This window comes from Roseicyclus amphidinii (assembly GCF_030163755.1).
GTDB lineage: Bacteria > Pseudomonadota > Alphaproteobacteria > Rhodobacterales > Rhodobacteraceae > Roseicyclus > Roseicyclus amphidinii.
In genome coordinates this window covers 176358-191640 of record NZ_JASJOE010000001.1, presented here as the reverse complement: position 1 = coordinate 191640, position 15283 = coordinate 176358, and the positions used below count along the sequence as shown (strand labels likewise).

16 protein-coding genes are annotated in these 15283 nt (G+C 68.9%); 8 read left to right on the top strand and 8 right to left on the bottom strand.

What is annotated here, in order from left to right; genetic code table 11:
• The 6 genes from QQK83_RS00935 to QQK83_RS00910 all read left to right on the top strand — a co-directional run.
• A partial coding sequence (locus QQK83_RS00935) for an FtsX-like permease family protein (protein ID WP_284260740.1) occupies positions 1-1318 on the top strand: 1318 nt, incomplete at its 5' end.
• The gene (locus QQK83_RS00930; RefSeq protein ID WP_284260739.1) at positions 1308-2369 is read left to right on the top strand and encodes a lipocalin-like domain-containing protein; all 1062 of its coding nucleotides are present in this window, start codon (positions 1308-1310) and stop codon (positions 2367-2369) included. The genes QQK83_RS00935 and QQK83_RS00930, both read left to right, overlap by 11 nt.
• Complete coding sequence (locus QQK83_RS00925) at positions 2362-2898, top strand: pyridoxamine 5'-phosphate oxidase family protein (protein ID WP_284260738.1); 537 nt, start codon at positions 2362-2364, stop codon at positions 2896-2898. The genes QQK83_RS00930 and QQK83_RS00925 overlap by 8 nt, the downstream gene beginning before the upstream one ends.
• A 71-nt stretch (positions 2899-2969) precedes the next feature.
• Positions 2970-3899 carry an acetyl-CoA carboxylase, carboxyltransferase subunit beta gene (gene accD, locus QQK83_RS00920; protein ID WP_284260737.1) on the top strand — a complete coding sequence of 310 codons (930 nt, stop codon included), beginning with the start codon at positions 2970-2972 and terminating at the stop codon, positions 3897-3899.
• A complete protein-coding gene (locus tag QQK83_RS00915; RefSeq protein WP_284260735.1) occupies positions 3896-5170 on the top strand; it encodes a bifunctional folylpolyglutamate synthase/dihydrofolate synthase in 1275 nt (424 codons plus the stop codon). The genes accD and QQK83_RS00915 overlap by 4 nt, the downstream gene beginning before the upstream one ends.
• Positions 5171-5211: 41 nt before the next feature.
• Positions 5212-5733, top strand: a complete 522-nt coding sequence (locus QQK83_RS00910) for a hypothetical protein (RefSeq protein WP_284260734.1) — start codon at positions 5212-5214, stop codon at positions 5731-5733.
• On the opposite strand, the gene QQK83_RS00905 is transcribed toward QQK83_RS00910, so the two are convergent.
• The 3 genes from QQK83_RS00905 to zapE form a co-directional block, all read right to left on the bottom strand.
• A complete protein-coding gene (locus QQK83_RS00905; protein ID WP_284260732.1) occupies positions 5726-6337 on the bottom strand; it encodes a hypothetical protein in 612 nt (203 codons plus the stop codon). The two genes, QQK83_RS00910 and QQK83_RS00905, sit on opposite strands and share 8 nt — an antisense overlap.
• Positions 6338-6342: 5 nt before the next feature.
• Complete coding sequence (locus QQK83_RS00900; RefSeq protein ID WP_284260729.1) at positions 6343-6942, bottom strand: HupE/UreJ family protein; 600 nt, start codon at positions 6940-6942, stop codon at positions 6343-6345.
• 134 nt (positions 6943-7076) lie between these two features.
• The gene (gene zapE, locus QQK83_RS00895) at positions 7077-8177 is read right to left on the bottom strand and encodes a cell division protein ZapE (protein WP_284260726.1); all 1101 of its coding nucleotides are present in this window, start codon (positions 8175-8177) and stop codon (positions 7077-7079) included.
• A gap of 125 nt (positions 8178-8302) precedes the next feature.
• On the opposite strand from zapE, the gene QQK83_RS00890 reads away from it, so the two are divergent.
• Positions 8303-9556 (top strand): MFS transporter, encoded by a 1254-nt coding sequence (locus tag QQK83_RS00890; protein WP_284260723.1) that lies wholly within the window; start codon positions 8303-8305, stop codon positions 9554-9556.
• A gap of 73 nt (positions 9557-9629) precedes the next feature.
• On the opposite strand, the gene QQK83_RS00885 is transcribed toward QQK83_RS00890, so the two are convergent.
• The 4 genes from QQK83_RS00885 to QQK83_RS00870 form a co-directional block, all read right to left on the bottom strand.
• Entirely contained in the window at positions 9630-10541 is a 912-nt protein-coding gene (locus QQK83_RS00885) for an ornithine cyclodeaminase family protein (protein ID WP_284260722.1), read from the bottom strand.
• Complete coding sequence (locus QQK83_RS00880) at positions 10538-11161, bottom strand: HAD family hydrolase (RefSeq protein ID WP_284260721.1); 624 nt, start codon at positions 11159-11161, stop codon at positions 10538-10540. The genes QQK83_RS00885 and QQK83_RS00880 overlap by 4 nt, the downstream gene beginning before the upstream one ends.
• On the bottom strand, positions 11158-11997 hold the full coding sequence (gene fghA / locus QQK83_RS00875) for an S-formylglutathione hydrolase (protein WP_284260720.1): 840 nt from the start codon (positions 11995-11997) through the stop codon (positions 11158-11160). The genes QQK83_RS00880 and fghA overlap by 4 nt, the downstream gene beginning before the upstream one ends.
• A gap of 61 nt (positions 11998-12058) precedes the next feature.
• Positions 12059-13009 (bottom strand): AEC family transporter, encoded by a 951-nt coding sequence (locus QQK83_RS00870; protein ID WP_284260719.1) that lies wholly within the window; start codon positions 13007-13009, stop codon positions 12059-12061.
• 145 nt (positions 13010-13154) lie between these two features.
• Here QQK83_RS00870 and QQK83_RS00865 point away from each other — a divergent pair, with 145 nt between their 5' ends.
• Positions 13155-13769: a TetR/AcrR family transcriptional regulator gene (locus QQK83_RS00865; RefSeq protein ID WP_284260716.1), complete on the top strand. Its 615-nt coding sequence runs from the start codon at positions 13155-13157 to the stop codon at positions 13767-13769.
• Positions 13770-13778: 9 nt separating this feature from the next.
• Here the strand turns inward: QQK83_RS00865 and QQK83_RS00860 are convergent, their stop codons facing one another.
• Positions 13779-15254 (bottom strand): alpha/beta hydrolase, encoded by a 1476-nt coding sequence (locus QQK83_RS00860; RefSeq protein ID WP_284260714.1) that lies wholly within the window; start codon positions 15252-15254, stop codon positions 13779-13781.
• Positions 15255-15283 lie beyond the last annotated feature (29 nt).

Below are 15283 nucleotides of genomic sequence, written 5' to 3'. Positions count from 1 at the left end.
GCAGGCGTCCCGCCGCACGATGCGCGGGCAGGCGCTGGCCGCCGCGGCCCTGCTGACCCTCGCCGCCATCCTCGCCCTGACCGGCGGTTCCCTCCTCGTCGGCTTCGCCACGCTCGCCGCCCTCCTGATCGGCGCGGCACTCCTCCTGCCCGCCGCGCTCGCCACGATCCTGCGCCTCGCCAGCCGCAGCGCCCGCGGCCCCTTCGCCGAATGGCTCTTCGCCGACACGCGCCAGCAACTGCCGGGCCTGTCGCTCGCGCTCATGGCGCTGATGCTGGCGCTCGCCGCGAATATCGGCGTCTCCACCATGGTCGGCAGTTTCCGGGGCACCTTCCTCGGCTGGCTCGACCAGCGCCTCGCGGCCGAGCTTTACGTCACCGCCGCCGACGCCGACGAAGCCGCCCGCCTGACCGCATGGCTGGAGCCGCGCACCACGGCCATCCTGCCCATCCTCAGCGCCGAGGTCACGCTGGCGGGCCGCCCCGGCGACCTCTTCGGGCAGGCCGACCACCCCACCTTCCGCGAGAACTGGCCGCTGCTCCAATCCACCCCCGACGCATGGGACAGGCTCGCCAGTGGCGAGGCCGTCTTCGTCAACGAACAGATCGCCCGCTTCGCGGACCTCTCGCTCGGCGACCCGCTGGACCTTGCCCCCGGCCTGACCCTGCCCATCGCCGCGATCTATTCCGATTACGGCAACCCGCAGGCGCAGGCGATCGTGACCCTGCACCGCCTGTCAGAGACGTTTCCGGACCTCTCCGCCACCCGCTTCGCCCTGCGCGTCCCGCCCGCAGACGCCCCCGCGCTTGCCAGCGCATTGCGCGAAGATTTCGGCCTGCCGCCCGATGCCGTCATCAACCAGGCGCAGGTCAAACGCTTCTCGCTCGACGTCTTCGACCAGACCTTTCGCATCACCGGCGCGCTCAACGTCCTGACCCTTGGCGTGGCGGGCTTCGCCCTTCTGACCAGCCTTCTCACGCTCGCCACCATGCGCCTGCCGCAGCTGGCGCCGGTCTGGGCGCTGGGGCTGACGCGGGCGCAGCTCGCGCGGGCGGAACTGGGCCGCAGCCTGATCCTGGCCGCGCTGACCTTCGCCCTTGCCCTGCCCGTGGGGCTGATCCTCGCCTGGGTGCTGCTGGCCATCGTGAATGTCGAGGCCTTCGGCTGGCGCCTGCCGATGCAGCTGTTCCCGCGCGACTGGCTGATGCTCCTCGCCCTCGCCCTTGTCGCCGCCGCGCTGGCCGCCACGCTTCCGGCGCTGCGCCTCGCCCGAATGCCGGCATCGCGCTTTCTCGGGGTCTTCACCCATGAACGCTAGATCCGTCCTCGCCTGCCTCGCCCTGCTGTCCGGGCCGCTCCATGCGCAGGGGTTCGCGGGCCTCGGCACCGCGGCCGAGGGCTTTGCCATCCCGCAGCGCCCGGCGCAGTTCGACTTTCCCGCCGATCACGGCCCGCACCCTGCCTATCGCATCGAATGGTGGTATCTGACCGCCACCCTGACCGGGCCGGACGGCACCGACTACGGCGCGCAATGGACGCTGTTCCGCTCCGCGCTCACCCCCAACCCCGCCGACGGGTGGGAGGCGACGCAGCTCTGGATGGGCCACGCCGGCCTGACCACGCCCGACGCGCATTTCAGCGCCGAACGCCTCGCGCGCGGCGGCATCGGACAGGCGGGCGCCACAGCCGCGCCCTTCACCGCATGGATCGACGACTGGGCCATGACCTCGACCGCCGCAACGGGGCAAGATGCCTATGACGCGCTCACCCTGACCGCCCGCGGCGAGGGCTTCGCCTATGACCTGAACCTGTCGGCGACCGGCCCGCTCGTCTTTCACGGCGACGGCGGCTACTCCGTGAAATCCTCCGAAGGGCAGGCGAGCTATTACTACTCGCAACCCTTCTACGAGGTGACCGGCACCCTCGAGCTGCCCGGCGGCGCGGTGCCCGTCACCGGCACCGCGTGGCTTGACCGCGAATGGTCCTCGCAACCGCTCTCCAACACGCAGGAGGGCTGGGATTGGGTCTCGCTCCAGTTCGCGGATGGCGCGCGGATGATGGGCTTCGCGCTCCGCGAAGGCGGCGGCGGCGTCTTCACCTCGGCCACTTGGATCGCGCCCAACGGCACGACAACGGCCTATCCCGACGGCGCGCTGACCATGACACCGCTTGCGGTGACAGAGGTGGAAGGCCGCGACGTGCCGACCGAATGGCGCATCGAACTGCCCGCCCGCGGGATCGACATCGAAACCACCCCCCTCAACCCGCAAAGCTGGATGGATGTCTCGGTCAGCTATTGGGAGGGGCCGATCCGCTTTTCCGGAAGCCACTCCGGACGCGGCTACCTGGAGATGACGGGATATGACTGAAACGACCCTGTCGGGCCTGTTCGACACGGCTTGGTCCCACCTCACCCGCGGCGTGGCCGACCGCAAACACCCCGCACGCCACCCCACGCTGGCCACCCTCGGCCCGGACGGGCCCGAGCTGCGCACGCTGGTCCTGCGCGGGGCCGACCGCGCTGCCGCCACGCTCGAGCTGTTCACCGACGCCGCCAGCCCCAAGGCCCTGCAGATCGCCGCCGATCCGCGCGCGGCCCTCCATGTCTGGCTGCCGAAGCCCCAGCTTCAGATCCGCGCCCGCGCGCGGGCCGCGATCCTGCCCGGCGACCCCGCCCTCTTCGCCCGCCTTCCGGCGGAGGCGCAGGCCAATTACAGCGGCACCGTTCCCGGCACGCCCATCGACACCCCCGGCGAGCGGCCCACGGGCGGCCCCGCCCGCTTTGCCCGGATCACCTGCACCCTGGCCGAGCTGGACATCCTCCACCTCGGCACGCCACATATCCGCGCGCTCTACCGCGCCTCGGACGGCTGGCAGGGCCAGTGGGTCGCGCCCTGAGAAACATTGCATGTGCGCCCCGCTTCCCATATCTCGACGCTGACCCGAAACGGCCGAGGGGCAGCGCGTCGATGAACTGGATCACCAATTACGTCCGCCCGCGGATCAACTCGATCTTCTCGCGCCGCGAGATGCCCGAGAACCTGTGGTCCAAATGCGACGAATGCGGCACGATGCTGTTTCACCGCGAGCTGGCCGAGGCGCTGAATGTCTGCACCAATTGCGGGCATCACATGGCGATCACCCCCCGCGCCCGGTTCGAGGCGCTGTTCGACAACGGCATCTTCGCCGAGGTCTCGGTGCCCAAGCCCATCGACGACCCGCTCAAGTTCCGCGACCAGAAGAAATACCCCGACCGCCTGCGCGCCGCGCAGAAAGCCACCGCCGAGGTCGAGGCGATGCTGGTCGCCGAAGGCGAGATCGGCCGCACCCCCGTCGTGGCCGCCGCGCAGGATTTCAGCTTCATGGGCGGCTCCATGGGCATGTATGTGGGCAACGCCATCGTCGCCGCCTGCGAACGCGCCGTGACGCTGAAACGCCCCCTGATCCTGTTCTCCGCCGCGGGCGGCGCGCGCATGCAGGAAGGCATTCTCAGCCTCATGCAGATGCCGCGCTCGACCGTGGCCATCCAGATGCTCAAGGAAGCGGGGCTTCCCTATATCGTCGTGCTTACGCATCCCACGACCGGCGGCGTCACGGCCTCCTACGCGATGCTGGGCGACGTGCAGATCGCGGAGCCCAACGCACTGATCTGCTTCGCCGGTCCCCGCGTCATCGAACAGACCATCCGCGAGAAACTGCCCGAGGGCTTCCAGCGCGCCGAATACCTGCTCGACCACGGCATGCTCGACCGCGTGACGCCCCGCGCGCAGCTGCGCGACGAGCTGATCACCATCACCCGGATGCTGACCGGCCTGCCCCCCGCCGTCGCGGGCGACCTGCCCGCCCCGGACGAGGCGCCGCCGACCTCCCCCGAACCCGAGGCCGCGGAAAAGCCGTGAGCGCGCTGTCCTCCGACATCCTCCTCGAGAGGATGATGTCGCTTCACCCCAAGATCATCGACCTGACGCTCGACCGGATGCACCGCATCCTGGCCGCCCTCGACCACCCCGAGCGGCGCGTGCCCCCCGTGATCCATATCGCGGGCACCAACGGCAAGGGCTCTACCCTCGCCATGATCCGCGCGGGCCTCGAAGGCGCGGGTCTCACCACCCACGCCTACACCTCGCCGCATCTCGCGCGCTTCCACGAACGCATCCGCGTGGCTGGTGAGTTGATCGAGGAACAGGCCCTGTCCCGCACGCTCGACACCTGTCTTGCCGCCAACGGCCCCGACCCGATCACCTATTTCGAGATCACCACCGCCGCCGCTTTCGTGGCCTTCGCCGAAACGCCCGCCGATTACACCCTGCTCGAGGTCGGCCTCGGCGGCAGGCTCGATGCCACCAATGTCATCGACCGCCCCGCCCTGACCGTGATCACGCCGGTGGACATGGACCACCAGCAATATCTCGGCGAGACGCTGGCCCAGATCGCCGCAGAGAAAGCCGGGATCATCAAGCGCGGCGTCCCCGTCATCGTCGGCCGCCAGCAGGACGAGGCGCTGGAGGTGATCGAGGCTCAGGCCGCCCGCCTGAACGCCCCCGTCTTCGCCCACGGCCAGCACTGGCACGTCTGGGAGGAACACGGCCGCCTGATCTTCCAGGACGAAACCGGCCTTCTCGACCTGCCCAAACCCGCCCTTCTCGGCGCACACCAGGTGGAGAACGCCGGCATCGCGCTGGCAGCACTCCGCACCCTCGGCCAACCCGACACGGCCTTCGAGGCCGCCATGACCAACGCCACATGGCCCGCCCGCATGCAGCGCCTGCGCCGCGGCCCACTGACCGAGGCGGCACCGCAGGCCGAGCTGTGGCTCGACGGCGGCCACAACCCCCACGCCGCCCGCGCCATCGCGGCCCTTCTGGCCGAAATGCCGAAGCGGCCCACGCATCTCATCTGCGGGATGCTCAACACCAAGGACGTGACCGGCTACATGGAACCGCTCGCCAAGGTGGCCCAAAGCCTCCACGCCGTCTCCATCCCCGGCCAGACCGCGACCCTCAGCGCCACGGAAACCGCCACCGCCGCGCGCAAGGCCGGGTTCCCGGCGCATGAGGCCGACAGCGTCGCCGCGGCCCTCGCCGCGATCACCGCCCAAGACCCGCAGGCGCGCATCCTGATCTGCGGCTCCCTCTATCTCGCGGGCGAGATCCTGAAACAGAACGGCTGACCGCCCTTGACGCAGGCGCGGCGGCCCCCACACTCGGGGGTATGAAACGCCTCACCCTCGCCACCGCCGCGACCCTCCTCGCGGCCCAGACCGCCGCCGCCGACACCGCCCGGTTCCAGTTCTGCTGGATCGGCGCGAACGGCTACACGATGGAGGGCATGATCGAGTTTCCCGAAACGCTGCTCGACACAGACATCATTTCCGAACGGCAGGTCACCGGCTTCCGCATCCAGGGCTACAAGGATGGCGTGCCCGTCGGCTTCTGGTCGCTCGACATGGCGACGCCGGAAACCTCCTGGACCCTCAGCTTCGACACCCGTTCCCTTCGGTTCCCCACCGGCGGCAGCCGCAGCCAGCAGACCTACCAGGAATGGAACGCCAACGGCGAGGTGAACAATTGCGGCGCGGACGGCGGCTTCGGCTTCAACGGCGGCAACTGGGCGCAGGATGTCTGCATCAACAACCGCTGGGTCGAAGAAAGCTCGATCGACCCGTTCACGCCGCTCAGGGCCTTTCCGATGGACGTCCGCCTGAACTGCGACCCGGTCGTCCCGGTCAGCTGACGCCGCTTCGCAGCGCGAAGGCAAGGAACAGCACCAGGATCGCCCCGATCCAGCTGGCCACCACCCGCCAGCCGATCCGCATCCACTCCGCCGGAACCCGCTCCATCGCCAGCGCCGACGCGCCCGAGGCCGCGGCAAGCACAAGGTTCGCGCCAAAGAGAATCCCGAGGTGAATCATCACCGGCAACTCGAACAGCCCGTGCCCCTCCAGCGCGGCGGCTATCGCACCAAGGCCCGTCAACCCGGCCAATCCCGTGATCACCGCCCGGTTGCTCGCAGGCCAAAGCGCCGCCAGCCCCGCCACCACGACGCCAAGCGCCATGAAGGCCACGGCCACCCAGACCCCCACGACCGAGGCCGCGAAGATGCCCAGCACCTGCCCCGCCAGCGCAAAGGGCCAGACCCGCGGCAGCCCCTCGGTGTCCCACAGGCTGATCGCCACGCCCAAGGCAAGGATCGGCAGCAGGATGCCGGGATAGGTCAGGATGACCGACGCGCCCTCGACGAACTGCGCATAACCATCCGCCCCACCCTGAAAGGCGTGCGCGGCAGCTTGTCCGGCGGGAAAAACCCCCGCCGCCGCCAGTGTCAGGATACGGCGCAAGGCGCTCAGGCCAGCCCGAACAGGAACGTCGCGCCCACCAGCGCGATCACCCCGCCAGCGCCCCGCACGGCCAGTTTGCCCGCCTCGGATTTCGTCAGGAAGCCCAGCGCGATACCGGCCATGTGCAACAGGCCCGTGCCGACGACAAAGCCCACCGCGTAGCCATAGGGGCTGAACGCCTCGGGCAATTCGGTACCATGGGCGTGGCCGTGGAAGATGGCGAAGACCCCCACGATGACCGCGGCCACCCAGATCGGCGCGCGCACGGCAAAGGCGATCAGCAGGCCCAGAACCACGCCCGACAGCGCGATGCCCGTCTCGATCATCGGGATCGGCACGCCGATCACGCCCAGCGCCCCGCCGAAGGCCATGACCAGCGGAAAGACCACCGGCAGGATCCAGATCGCGGGCGCACCAAGGAACGCGCCCCACAGGCCGACCGCCACCATGGCGACGACATGGTCCCAGCCGTAGATCGGGTGCCAGAACCCGCTGGCGAAGCCGGTGTTGATCCCCTCGCCCACATGCGCGCCCGCCTGCGCGGCCAGAAGCATCATCGGCAGGGTCAGCGCGGCAATGCGCACGGTTCGGGTCAGGGTCGTCATGGAAACACCTCGGAACAGGACTTGTCGTCAGGACAGTAGCGGACGGGCCTCCGGCGTCAACGCGAGAGCCAGCGGATCGGCGTATGCACGGGATGTGTACGCGGTGTGCACGCCCTGTGCACCGGTGGCCCGGATCACCCCAGCCCGTCGCGCCCCGTGCCCCAATCGGCCCCCTGCATCTCGCGCAAGCGACTGGCGGTGCGCTCGAACTCGAAGCTCCCCGACCCCTCGAGGTATAGCCGCTCCGGCTCATCCTCGGCCGAGCAGATCAGCCGCACATGCCCCTCGTAAAGCGCGTCGATGAGGGTCACGAACCTCTTGGCTTCATTGAATTTTGTCGCGTCCAGCCGCGGGATGCCTTCCAGCACCAGCAGCTTCACCGCCCCCACCAGCGCCAGGTAATCCGCAGGCCCCAGCGGCTGCCCACAAAGGTCCCAGAACGACGCCCGCGCCATCCCCGCCCAGTAGCGCGGCAGATGCACCTCGCGCCCCTTCACCTCGAGGCAAAGCTCCTCCTCCCGCCCGCCGCTCAGGTCGCGCCAGATCTCGTTGATCGCCCGCGTCGCATCTGCGCCAAGCGGTTGAAAATAAACCGTTTCCCCGGCCAGCCGATCCTGCCGGTAATCGGTCATCGCCTCCAGCTGATCGACCTCCAACCGCTCCTCCAGAAGCCTGATGAAGGGCAGGAACAACTGCCGGTTCAGCCCATCCTTGTAGAGGTCCGAGGGATGCCGGTTCGACGTGGTCACGATCACCACGCCCGCCGCGAAGAGCCGCTCAAACAGCCGCCCCACGATCATGGCATCCGCAATATCGGTGATCTGCATCTCGTCGAAACACAAGATCTTGAGATCGCGCGCGATGTCTTCCGCCACCGGCTTGATCGCGTCATCCACCCCGGTCTTGCGCGCCTCGTGCAGCGCCGCCTGCACCTCCTGCATGAAGGCATGGAAATGCACCCGCCGCTTCTGCGTCGTCGGCGCATGGCTGTAGAACAGGTCCATCAGCATCGACTTGCCGCGACCGACCCCGCCCCACAGGTAAACCCCTTGTTTTCCTTGCGGAACTTCCGGCTTTCGGAACCGCGCCAACAGCCCCGAGCGCGGCGGCGGACGGTTCTCCAGCCGCTCCCGCAGCGCCTCCAGCCGCAACAGCGCCGCCCTCTGCGCAGGGTCCGGGCGCAGCAGCCCCTCGGCCACGCGCGTATCGTAGATCGCTTGCAGATGCTGTCCCATGCGCGCCTGCCTACACCCCTTCGCGCCGGACGTTAAGCACCCGTTGACTGCCTCATGACAGAGCCTGAATTGACGCGCCCGCGCGCCCCTTGCATCTTGCAGCGCGCGGCAGGAACAGGTGCGACATGACCCGACAAGACAATGTGTTCACCCCGGTCCTGATCGGCGGCTGCCTGGTCATCATGATCAGCTTCGCCATCCGCGCCAGCTTCGGCGTCTTCCAGATCCCCATCGCCGAGGATTTCGGCTGGCTCCGCGCCGAATTCTCGCTCGCCATCGCCATCCAGAACCTCGCCTGGGGCATCGGCCAGCCGATCTTCGGCGCCATCGCCGAACGCTTCGGCGACAGGCGAGCCATCGTGCTGGGCGCGCTGATGTATGCCGCGGGCCTTGTCCTCTCAGCCTACGCGATCACGCCCGGACAGCACCAACTCCTTGAAATCCTTGTCGGCTTCGGCATCGCGGGCACCGGGTTCGGGGTGATCCTCGCCATCGTCGGCCGCGCCGCATCCGATGCAAACCGCTCCATGGCGCTCGGCATCGCCACCGCGGCGGGCTCCGCCGGTCAGGTCTTCGGCGCACCGCTGGCCGAGGGGCTTCTGTCGATCTTCCCCTGGCAGACCGTCTTCCTGATCTTCGCCGCGATGATCCTCGCTAGCCTTTTCGCGCTGCCCCTCCTGCGCGCGCCCGCCCGCGCGACGAAAGCCGACCTCGAGGAGAGCATGGGCCAGATCGTCGGAAAGGCGATCCGCGATCCCTCCTTCGCGCTGATCTTCATCGGCTTCTTCTCCTGCGGCTACCAGCTGGGCTTCATCACCGCCCATTTCCCCGCCTTCGTGACCGAGCTCTGCGGCCCCATCGCCCCCGGCTCCCTGCTGCACGGCATCGGGATCACGACCACATCGGCGCTCGGCGCCGTCGCCATCTCGCTGATCGGGCTGGCGAATATCGCTGGCACGATCACAGCGGGCTGGCTCGGCCACCGCTTCCCCAAGCGGTACCTGCTGGCCGCGATCTACACCGGCCGCACCCTCGCCGCGGGGCTTTTCATCGTGTTGCCGATCACGCCCGAGACGGTCATCGCCTTCTCCATCGTCATGGGCGCGCTGTGGCTCGCCACCGTGCCGCTCACCTCGGGGCTGGTCGGCTACATCTACGGGCTGCGCTACATGGGCACGCTCTACGGGCTGGTGTTCTTCTCGCACCAGCTCGGCAGCTTCCTCGGCGTCTGGCTGGGCGGCGCGCTCTACGATGTCTACGGCGATTACACGGCGGTCTGGTGGATCGGCGTCGGGGTCGGGGCGCTCTCGGCCGTGGTCCACCTGCCGATCCGCGAAACCCCGCTCAAGGACCGGGGCCCGGCCATCGCAACAGCCTGAATTTTCGTATGAAAATTCGCACCCGCGCCGCGCCAGCGGCGCGCGGGTCGCCCGCGGCAGCGGGCGAAACCGCTCAACTCACCGCGTCGAGGATGTAGCGCGCCACCATCAGGTCCAGGTGCGCGCCGCCGCCGTTCTTGAACAGCGTGATCTCGTCCTCCGATCCGCGCGCGAACGCGCCCGACGGCAGGTCGTAATACTCCGCCACCACGTCAGCCTCGGTCAGAACCCCCGCCTCCAGCGGGATCTTCAGCTCGCCGATATGGCCCAGCGTCGTCTCGCGGCTGTCCACGAAGACCCGCGCGCGCCGCAAAGCTTCGTCATCCGCCTCGCGCATGTCGGGCCGGTAGGCCCCGATCAGGTCGATGTGCTGCCCGGCCCGCAGCCAGTCGCCCCGCAACACCGGCTCGGTCGCCATCGTGGCCGAGGTCACGATATCCGCACGCCCCACCGCCGCCTCGAGGTCGTCCACCACCTCGGTGTCGGGCCATCCCGCCGCCAGCGCCTCGGCCCCCGCCCGCGTCCGGTTCCACACCAGGAACCGCGCGCCGGGAAAGCCCGCGCCATAGGCCGCGCGCAGCGACCGGCCGACCGTGCCCGCGCCGACGATCAGGATCGTCTCCGCCCCTTTCGGTGCGAGCCTGAGCGCCGCGCAGAGACTGTCACCGGCGGTCTTCCATTTGGTCAGCAGGTGGAAATCCACGATCGCCGACAGCGTCCCGTCGCCGTCCGAATAGACAGCAGCCGACCCGTTCACCGTGGGCAGCCCGACCGCCCCGTTGCCGGGAAAGATCGTCGCCGTCTTCACCAGCTGCCCCAGCCCGTCGATCCAGGCCGCGCGGCTCAGCAGCGTATCGGCCCCGCGATAGAGGAACGTGTCCGCCACCTCTGCCCGCGGCAGGGCATGGCCCGCCTCGATGGCCCGGCAGAGCGCCAGCCAGTCCAGCTGCGCCTCGGCCTCGGGTCCGATCATCCGCACGTTCATGCCGCCGCCTCCTCTGCCGTCAACAGCCCCGCCGCCACCAGCCGCGCGGCCCAGCCCTCGGGCCCGTCGAACAGATGCGCCTGCCAGCCGCGCGCCTCGGCCGCGGCGATATTGGCGTCGCGGTCATCGGCGAAGAGAATCGCACCGGGCGGGACGCCGACGCCCGCCTCGACCATCTCGTAGATGCGGGGGTCGGGCTTGGTCACCTGCATCCGCCCCGAGACGAACTCGATGTCGAACTCGTTGAGGAAATCGAACTGCGTCTGTGCATAGGCGTAGCTTTCGACGCCGAAATTCGTCAGGCAATGCACCGGCACGCCCTTGGCGCGCAGCCGGCGCAGCAGCGTCACCGAATGGTCGATCACGGGCGTGGCCAGCTCGATCCAGCTGTCGTGCCAGTCGCGGATCTCCGCGCGCCACTCGGGATGCGCCTCGGCGGTCTCGTAGATCACCTCGCGGAAGGGCTCGCCGCGGTCCACACGCTCGTTCATCCAGTGCAGATCGACCGCGTCGAACAAAGCGCGCCGCCGATCCTCGCCATAGACGCGGTCGTAATAGCGTTCGGGCTGCCATTCGATCAGCACGTTGCCGATGTCGAAGATCACGGCTTCCGGTGTCATTCGCTCACCCCGTAAAGCGCCTCGGCGTGGAAGCTCACGTGATCTTCCATGAAGCTCGAGACGAAGTAATAGCTGTGGTCATAGCCGGGCTGCATCCGCAGCGTCGCGTGCTGGCGGCGCGCGGCCATCGCCTCGGCCAGCGCCTCGGTCTTCAGCAGGTCGCCGAACTGGTCCGCCGTGCCGGTGTCGATCAGGATGGGCCCCGGAAAGCCCCGCTCACGCATCAACATGGTCGCGTCATGCGCCTCCCAAAGCGCGGTGTTCTCGCCGAGATAGGCGGTGAACTGCTTGCGACCCCAGTCGCTGTCCGAGGGCGCGCAGATCGGCGCGAAGGCCGAAACGGAAGCGAACCGGTCGGGGAAGTGCATGGCGATGGTCAGCGCGCCATGCCCGCCCATCGAATGCCCGGTGATCCCCTGCCGCGCCTCGTCCAGCGGGAAGCGCGCGAAAAGCAGGCCGGGCAGCTCCTCGGTCACGTAGCTCCACATCTGGAAATGCTCGGCCCAGGGGTCTTGCGTCGCGTTCACGTAGAACCCCGCCCCCTGGCCCAGGTCATAGGCCGCGTCATCCGGCACGCCCGCGCCGCGGGGCGAGGTGTCGGGGAAGACCAGCGCGATCCCCTGCTCGGCGGCCCATTGCTGCGCGCCAGCCTTTTCCATCGCGTTGGCATGGGTGCAGGTCAGCCCCGAGAGATACCACAGCACGGGCACCGGGCCGTCATCGGCCTCGGCCGGCAGGAACAGGCCGAAGGTCATCTCGCACCCCAGCGCGTCCGAGGCATGGCGATAGACGCCCTGCGTGCCCCCGAAACAGCGGTTCTCGGAAATCGTCTCCATCCTGCCCTCCTTTGCCCGGCGCGACAGGCGTAGCCCGGCCCGGCCCCGGCGCGCAAGCGCATCACCCGCCCGGCACGATCCCCGCCATGCCGCTGACCCAGGCGATCACCAGCGAGACCGTGACGATGGACACCGCCGTCGACACCAGGATCGAGGCCGAGACGCGCTGCGGCGCGACGCCGTAATGCTGGGCGAGGATATAGACATTCCCCGCCACCGGCAGGGAGGCCGCCGCGATCATCACCGCCGCGTCGAAAGCCTCGACCGGGAACAGCAGCAGCGCGGCAAAGGCCACCGCCAGCGGATGCAGCACCAGTTTGCAGAAACTCAGCCAGCCAGCGACCTCGATCCGCTCGGCCGATTTGCCCGCCAGCGAGGCCCCGATGGCGAAGAGCGCGCCGGGCGTCGCCGCCGCCCCGAGGATGGCGAGGAACTCGTTCACCGGCCCCGGCACCGGCCAGCCCGTGCCCGACCAGGCCAGCCCCAGCACCATCGACACGATCATCGGGTTCTTCACCAACCCCATGCCCACCGTCTTGAGAATGCCCAGCGACATCCGCCCGTCCCGGCTGCCGGTGATCAGGATCACGATCAGCGACGAGAACACGATCAGGTCCAGCGACAGCACCATCAGCACCGGGCCCGCCGCGGCCTCGCCCATCAGGACGATCAGCATCGGCACGCCGAGAAAGCCGGTGTTCCCGATCACGGCGCATTGCGCCTCGACCGCCGCTTCCTCGATCGACCGGCGGCGCAGGAAGGCCACCGCCGTGGCGATGGCGTAGACCACGAAACAGCCCCAGAGATAGGCCGCCACGAACCACCAGTCGAAGATCTCGGCCAGCGACAGGTTCGCGGCAAAGCGGAACAGCATCGCGGAAAGCGCGAAATAGAAGACGAATTTCGTCAGGTAGGCCGCCGCCTCGGCGGTGAAAAACCCCGTCCGGCAGGCCTGGTAGCCCAGCCCGATCAGCGCGAAGAACGGCAGCGTCTTGAGAAAGATCTCGATCATCGCCCCTTCGCTAATCCGCCCCCGCGCCAGAGTCCATCTGCCCCGCGCACGCGGGCCGCATCCCGATGGGATCTCGCCGATTTGCCGAAATCCTTGCCGAAACTGAACCAAGTGGTTTACATTATCGGCAGGAAAGGGAGGGCGGATGAACGCACCGGCGCAGATCAAGAAGGGGCGCAAGTTCGATCAGGTGATCGAGGGCGCCCGCACGGTCTTCATGCGGGAAGGCTACGAGGGCGCCAGCGTCGACGAGATCGCGCGCGATGCGGGTGTGTCCAAGGCCACGCTCTACAGCTATTTCCCCGACAAGCAGCACCTGTTCCTTGCTGTCCTGCAATCGGAATGTGCCCAGCAATCCGAGGTCGAGTTCCTCGAAGAGGGAAGCGACCTGAGCGTCGAGGAGACGCTTCATGTCATCTGCAAGACCCTGATGACCTTCATCCTTTCGCGGTTCGGGCAGGACATGTTCCGCGTCTGCGTCGCCGAGGCGCAGCGGTTCCCCGAGCTTGGCCGCACCTTCTACGACAGCGGCCCGAAGAAATGGGGCCGCAAGATCGCCGTCTACCTCGACAGCCCCCGCGCCCGCGCCGCCCTCGACATCGAGGACACGGCCCTTGCCGCCGACCAGCTGGCGCAGCTGTGCCGCGCGGACCTGATGCTCAAGGTCCTGTTCGGGATCGAGAAGGACCCCGCCGAGGCCGAGATCGACCGCATCGCCGCCGAGGCGGTCAAGACCTTCCTCGCGCGTTACCGGCGCTGAGGGCGCGCCCTAGGCCCCCGGATCGAACATCGGGAAGGTGACGCCCAGCGCCCAGCCGAGGATCACCCCGAGGCCGATGCCCATCGCCACCACCGACCCCGTGCGCCGCCCCACGAAGCGGCCCATCGTGCCGTAGCTCAGGTAGAAGAGCAGGATGACGGGCAGGATGATGATGAGGAAGAAGAGCCGCTCGAAATCGAGCGCCACGGCGATGCCGAGCGACGACAGGAAGGCCCCCCGCGCCACGATCCGCCGCCAGAGCGCCGCGCGCGTGCCCTCGGACAGGACCGCGTCGGCGAGCATGGCGAGGATCGCACCGGGCAGGATGGCGAGGATCACGGGGATACGGCCCGCGTGGGGCATGAAACTGCCCACGTAACGGTCCATGATGCCGCCGAAGACAAGGATGCCGTAAGCCGCCAGCGCCAGCCCCGCCAGCAGGCCCCGCCGCGCGGGCAAGCCGCCCGACCAGGCCGCGCCGGCCAGCACCAGCGCACCGTAGAGCGCAAGGTGAAGGGCGAGGTAATCGGCCACGAGGACCGGAAGGAAGCGCGTTTCGAACAGGCTCAAGGCAAGTGGCGTCAGCACCGCGGGGGCCAGTGCCAGCGCCCAGAACAGCTTGCGCGACGGATGCCACGGCGCTTCCCCCACGGGCAACAGCCGCGCCAGCGGGCGCACCAGAAGCACCGCCCCGAAGAGCGCCAGCAGGATCCACGGCCCCAGCGACAGGGCGCGCGCCTCGGGCGCGATGCCGAAACTGGCGCCCAGCCAGTCGGTCGCCGCGGCGATCCCCGCGGGCGCGAACAAGACGCCCACATGCTCGACGAAGGGCACCGCCACCGCGCGCCGGGCGAAGCCGTCACCGGGGGTGCCCACGGTGTCTCCCTCCTCCGCGCCCAGCTCGGCCATCACGCGCCGCGCCTCGGCACGCAGCGCCCCCTCCCACGCGCCGTTGACGATCAGGAGGTTGACCGGGGCCTCCTCCGTCACCGCCTGGCTGAAGAGCGATATCCCCACCACCGCCTCGACACGGGGGTCCGCGATCCCCTGCCGCACCACGATGTCCGAGGCCATGGAATGCCCCACCAGCGCCACCCGCGGCTGCGCACCCGGCAGGCCCACGGCATACTCCGTCACGCGCGCCGTCTCCTCCATCAGCAGCCGGGTGGTGCCGTCGATGCGGGTCACGTCGCCCGACATCGGCACGGGATTGCGACCGTGCCCTTCGAAATCGAAACTCACCGTGATGAACCCCGCCCGCGCAAGGCTCAGTTGCCAGGCCGACATCAGCTGCCGCGACCCGGCGAAGCCGTGCGCGATGACGACGACCGGCCCCTCAGCCGCGGGCTGGCGCATCACGGTCACCGGGGTCTCGCCCACCTGCGCCTGGCGGATCTCCAGCCCGGCACGCGGGGCCTCCAGCCCCCAAAGACCGGCGGCCAGCGCGCACAGCGCCAACACCGCGATCAGGATATGCCGTGTCATATGAGCGATCCGTCAAGTTTGCCTGACAC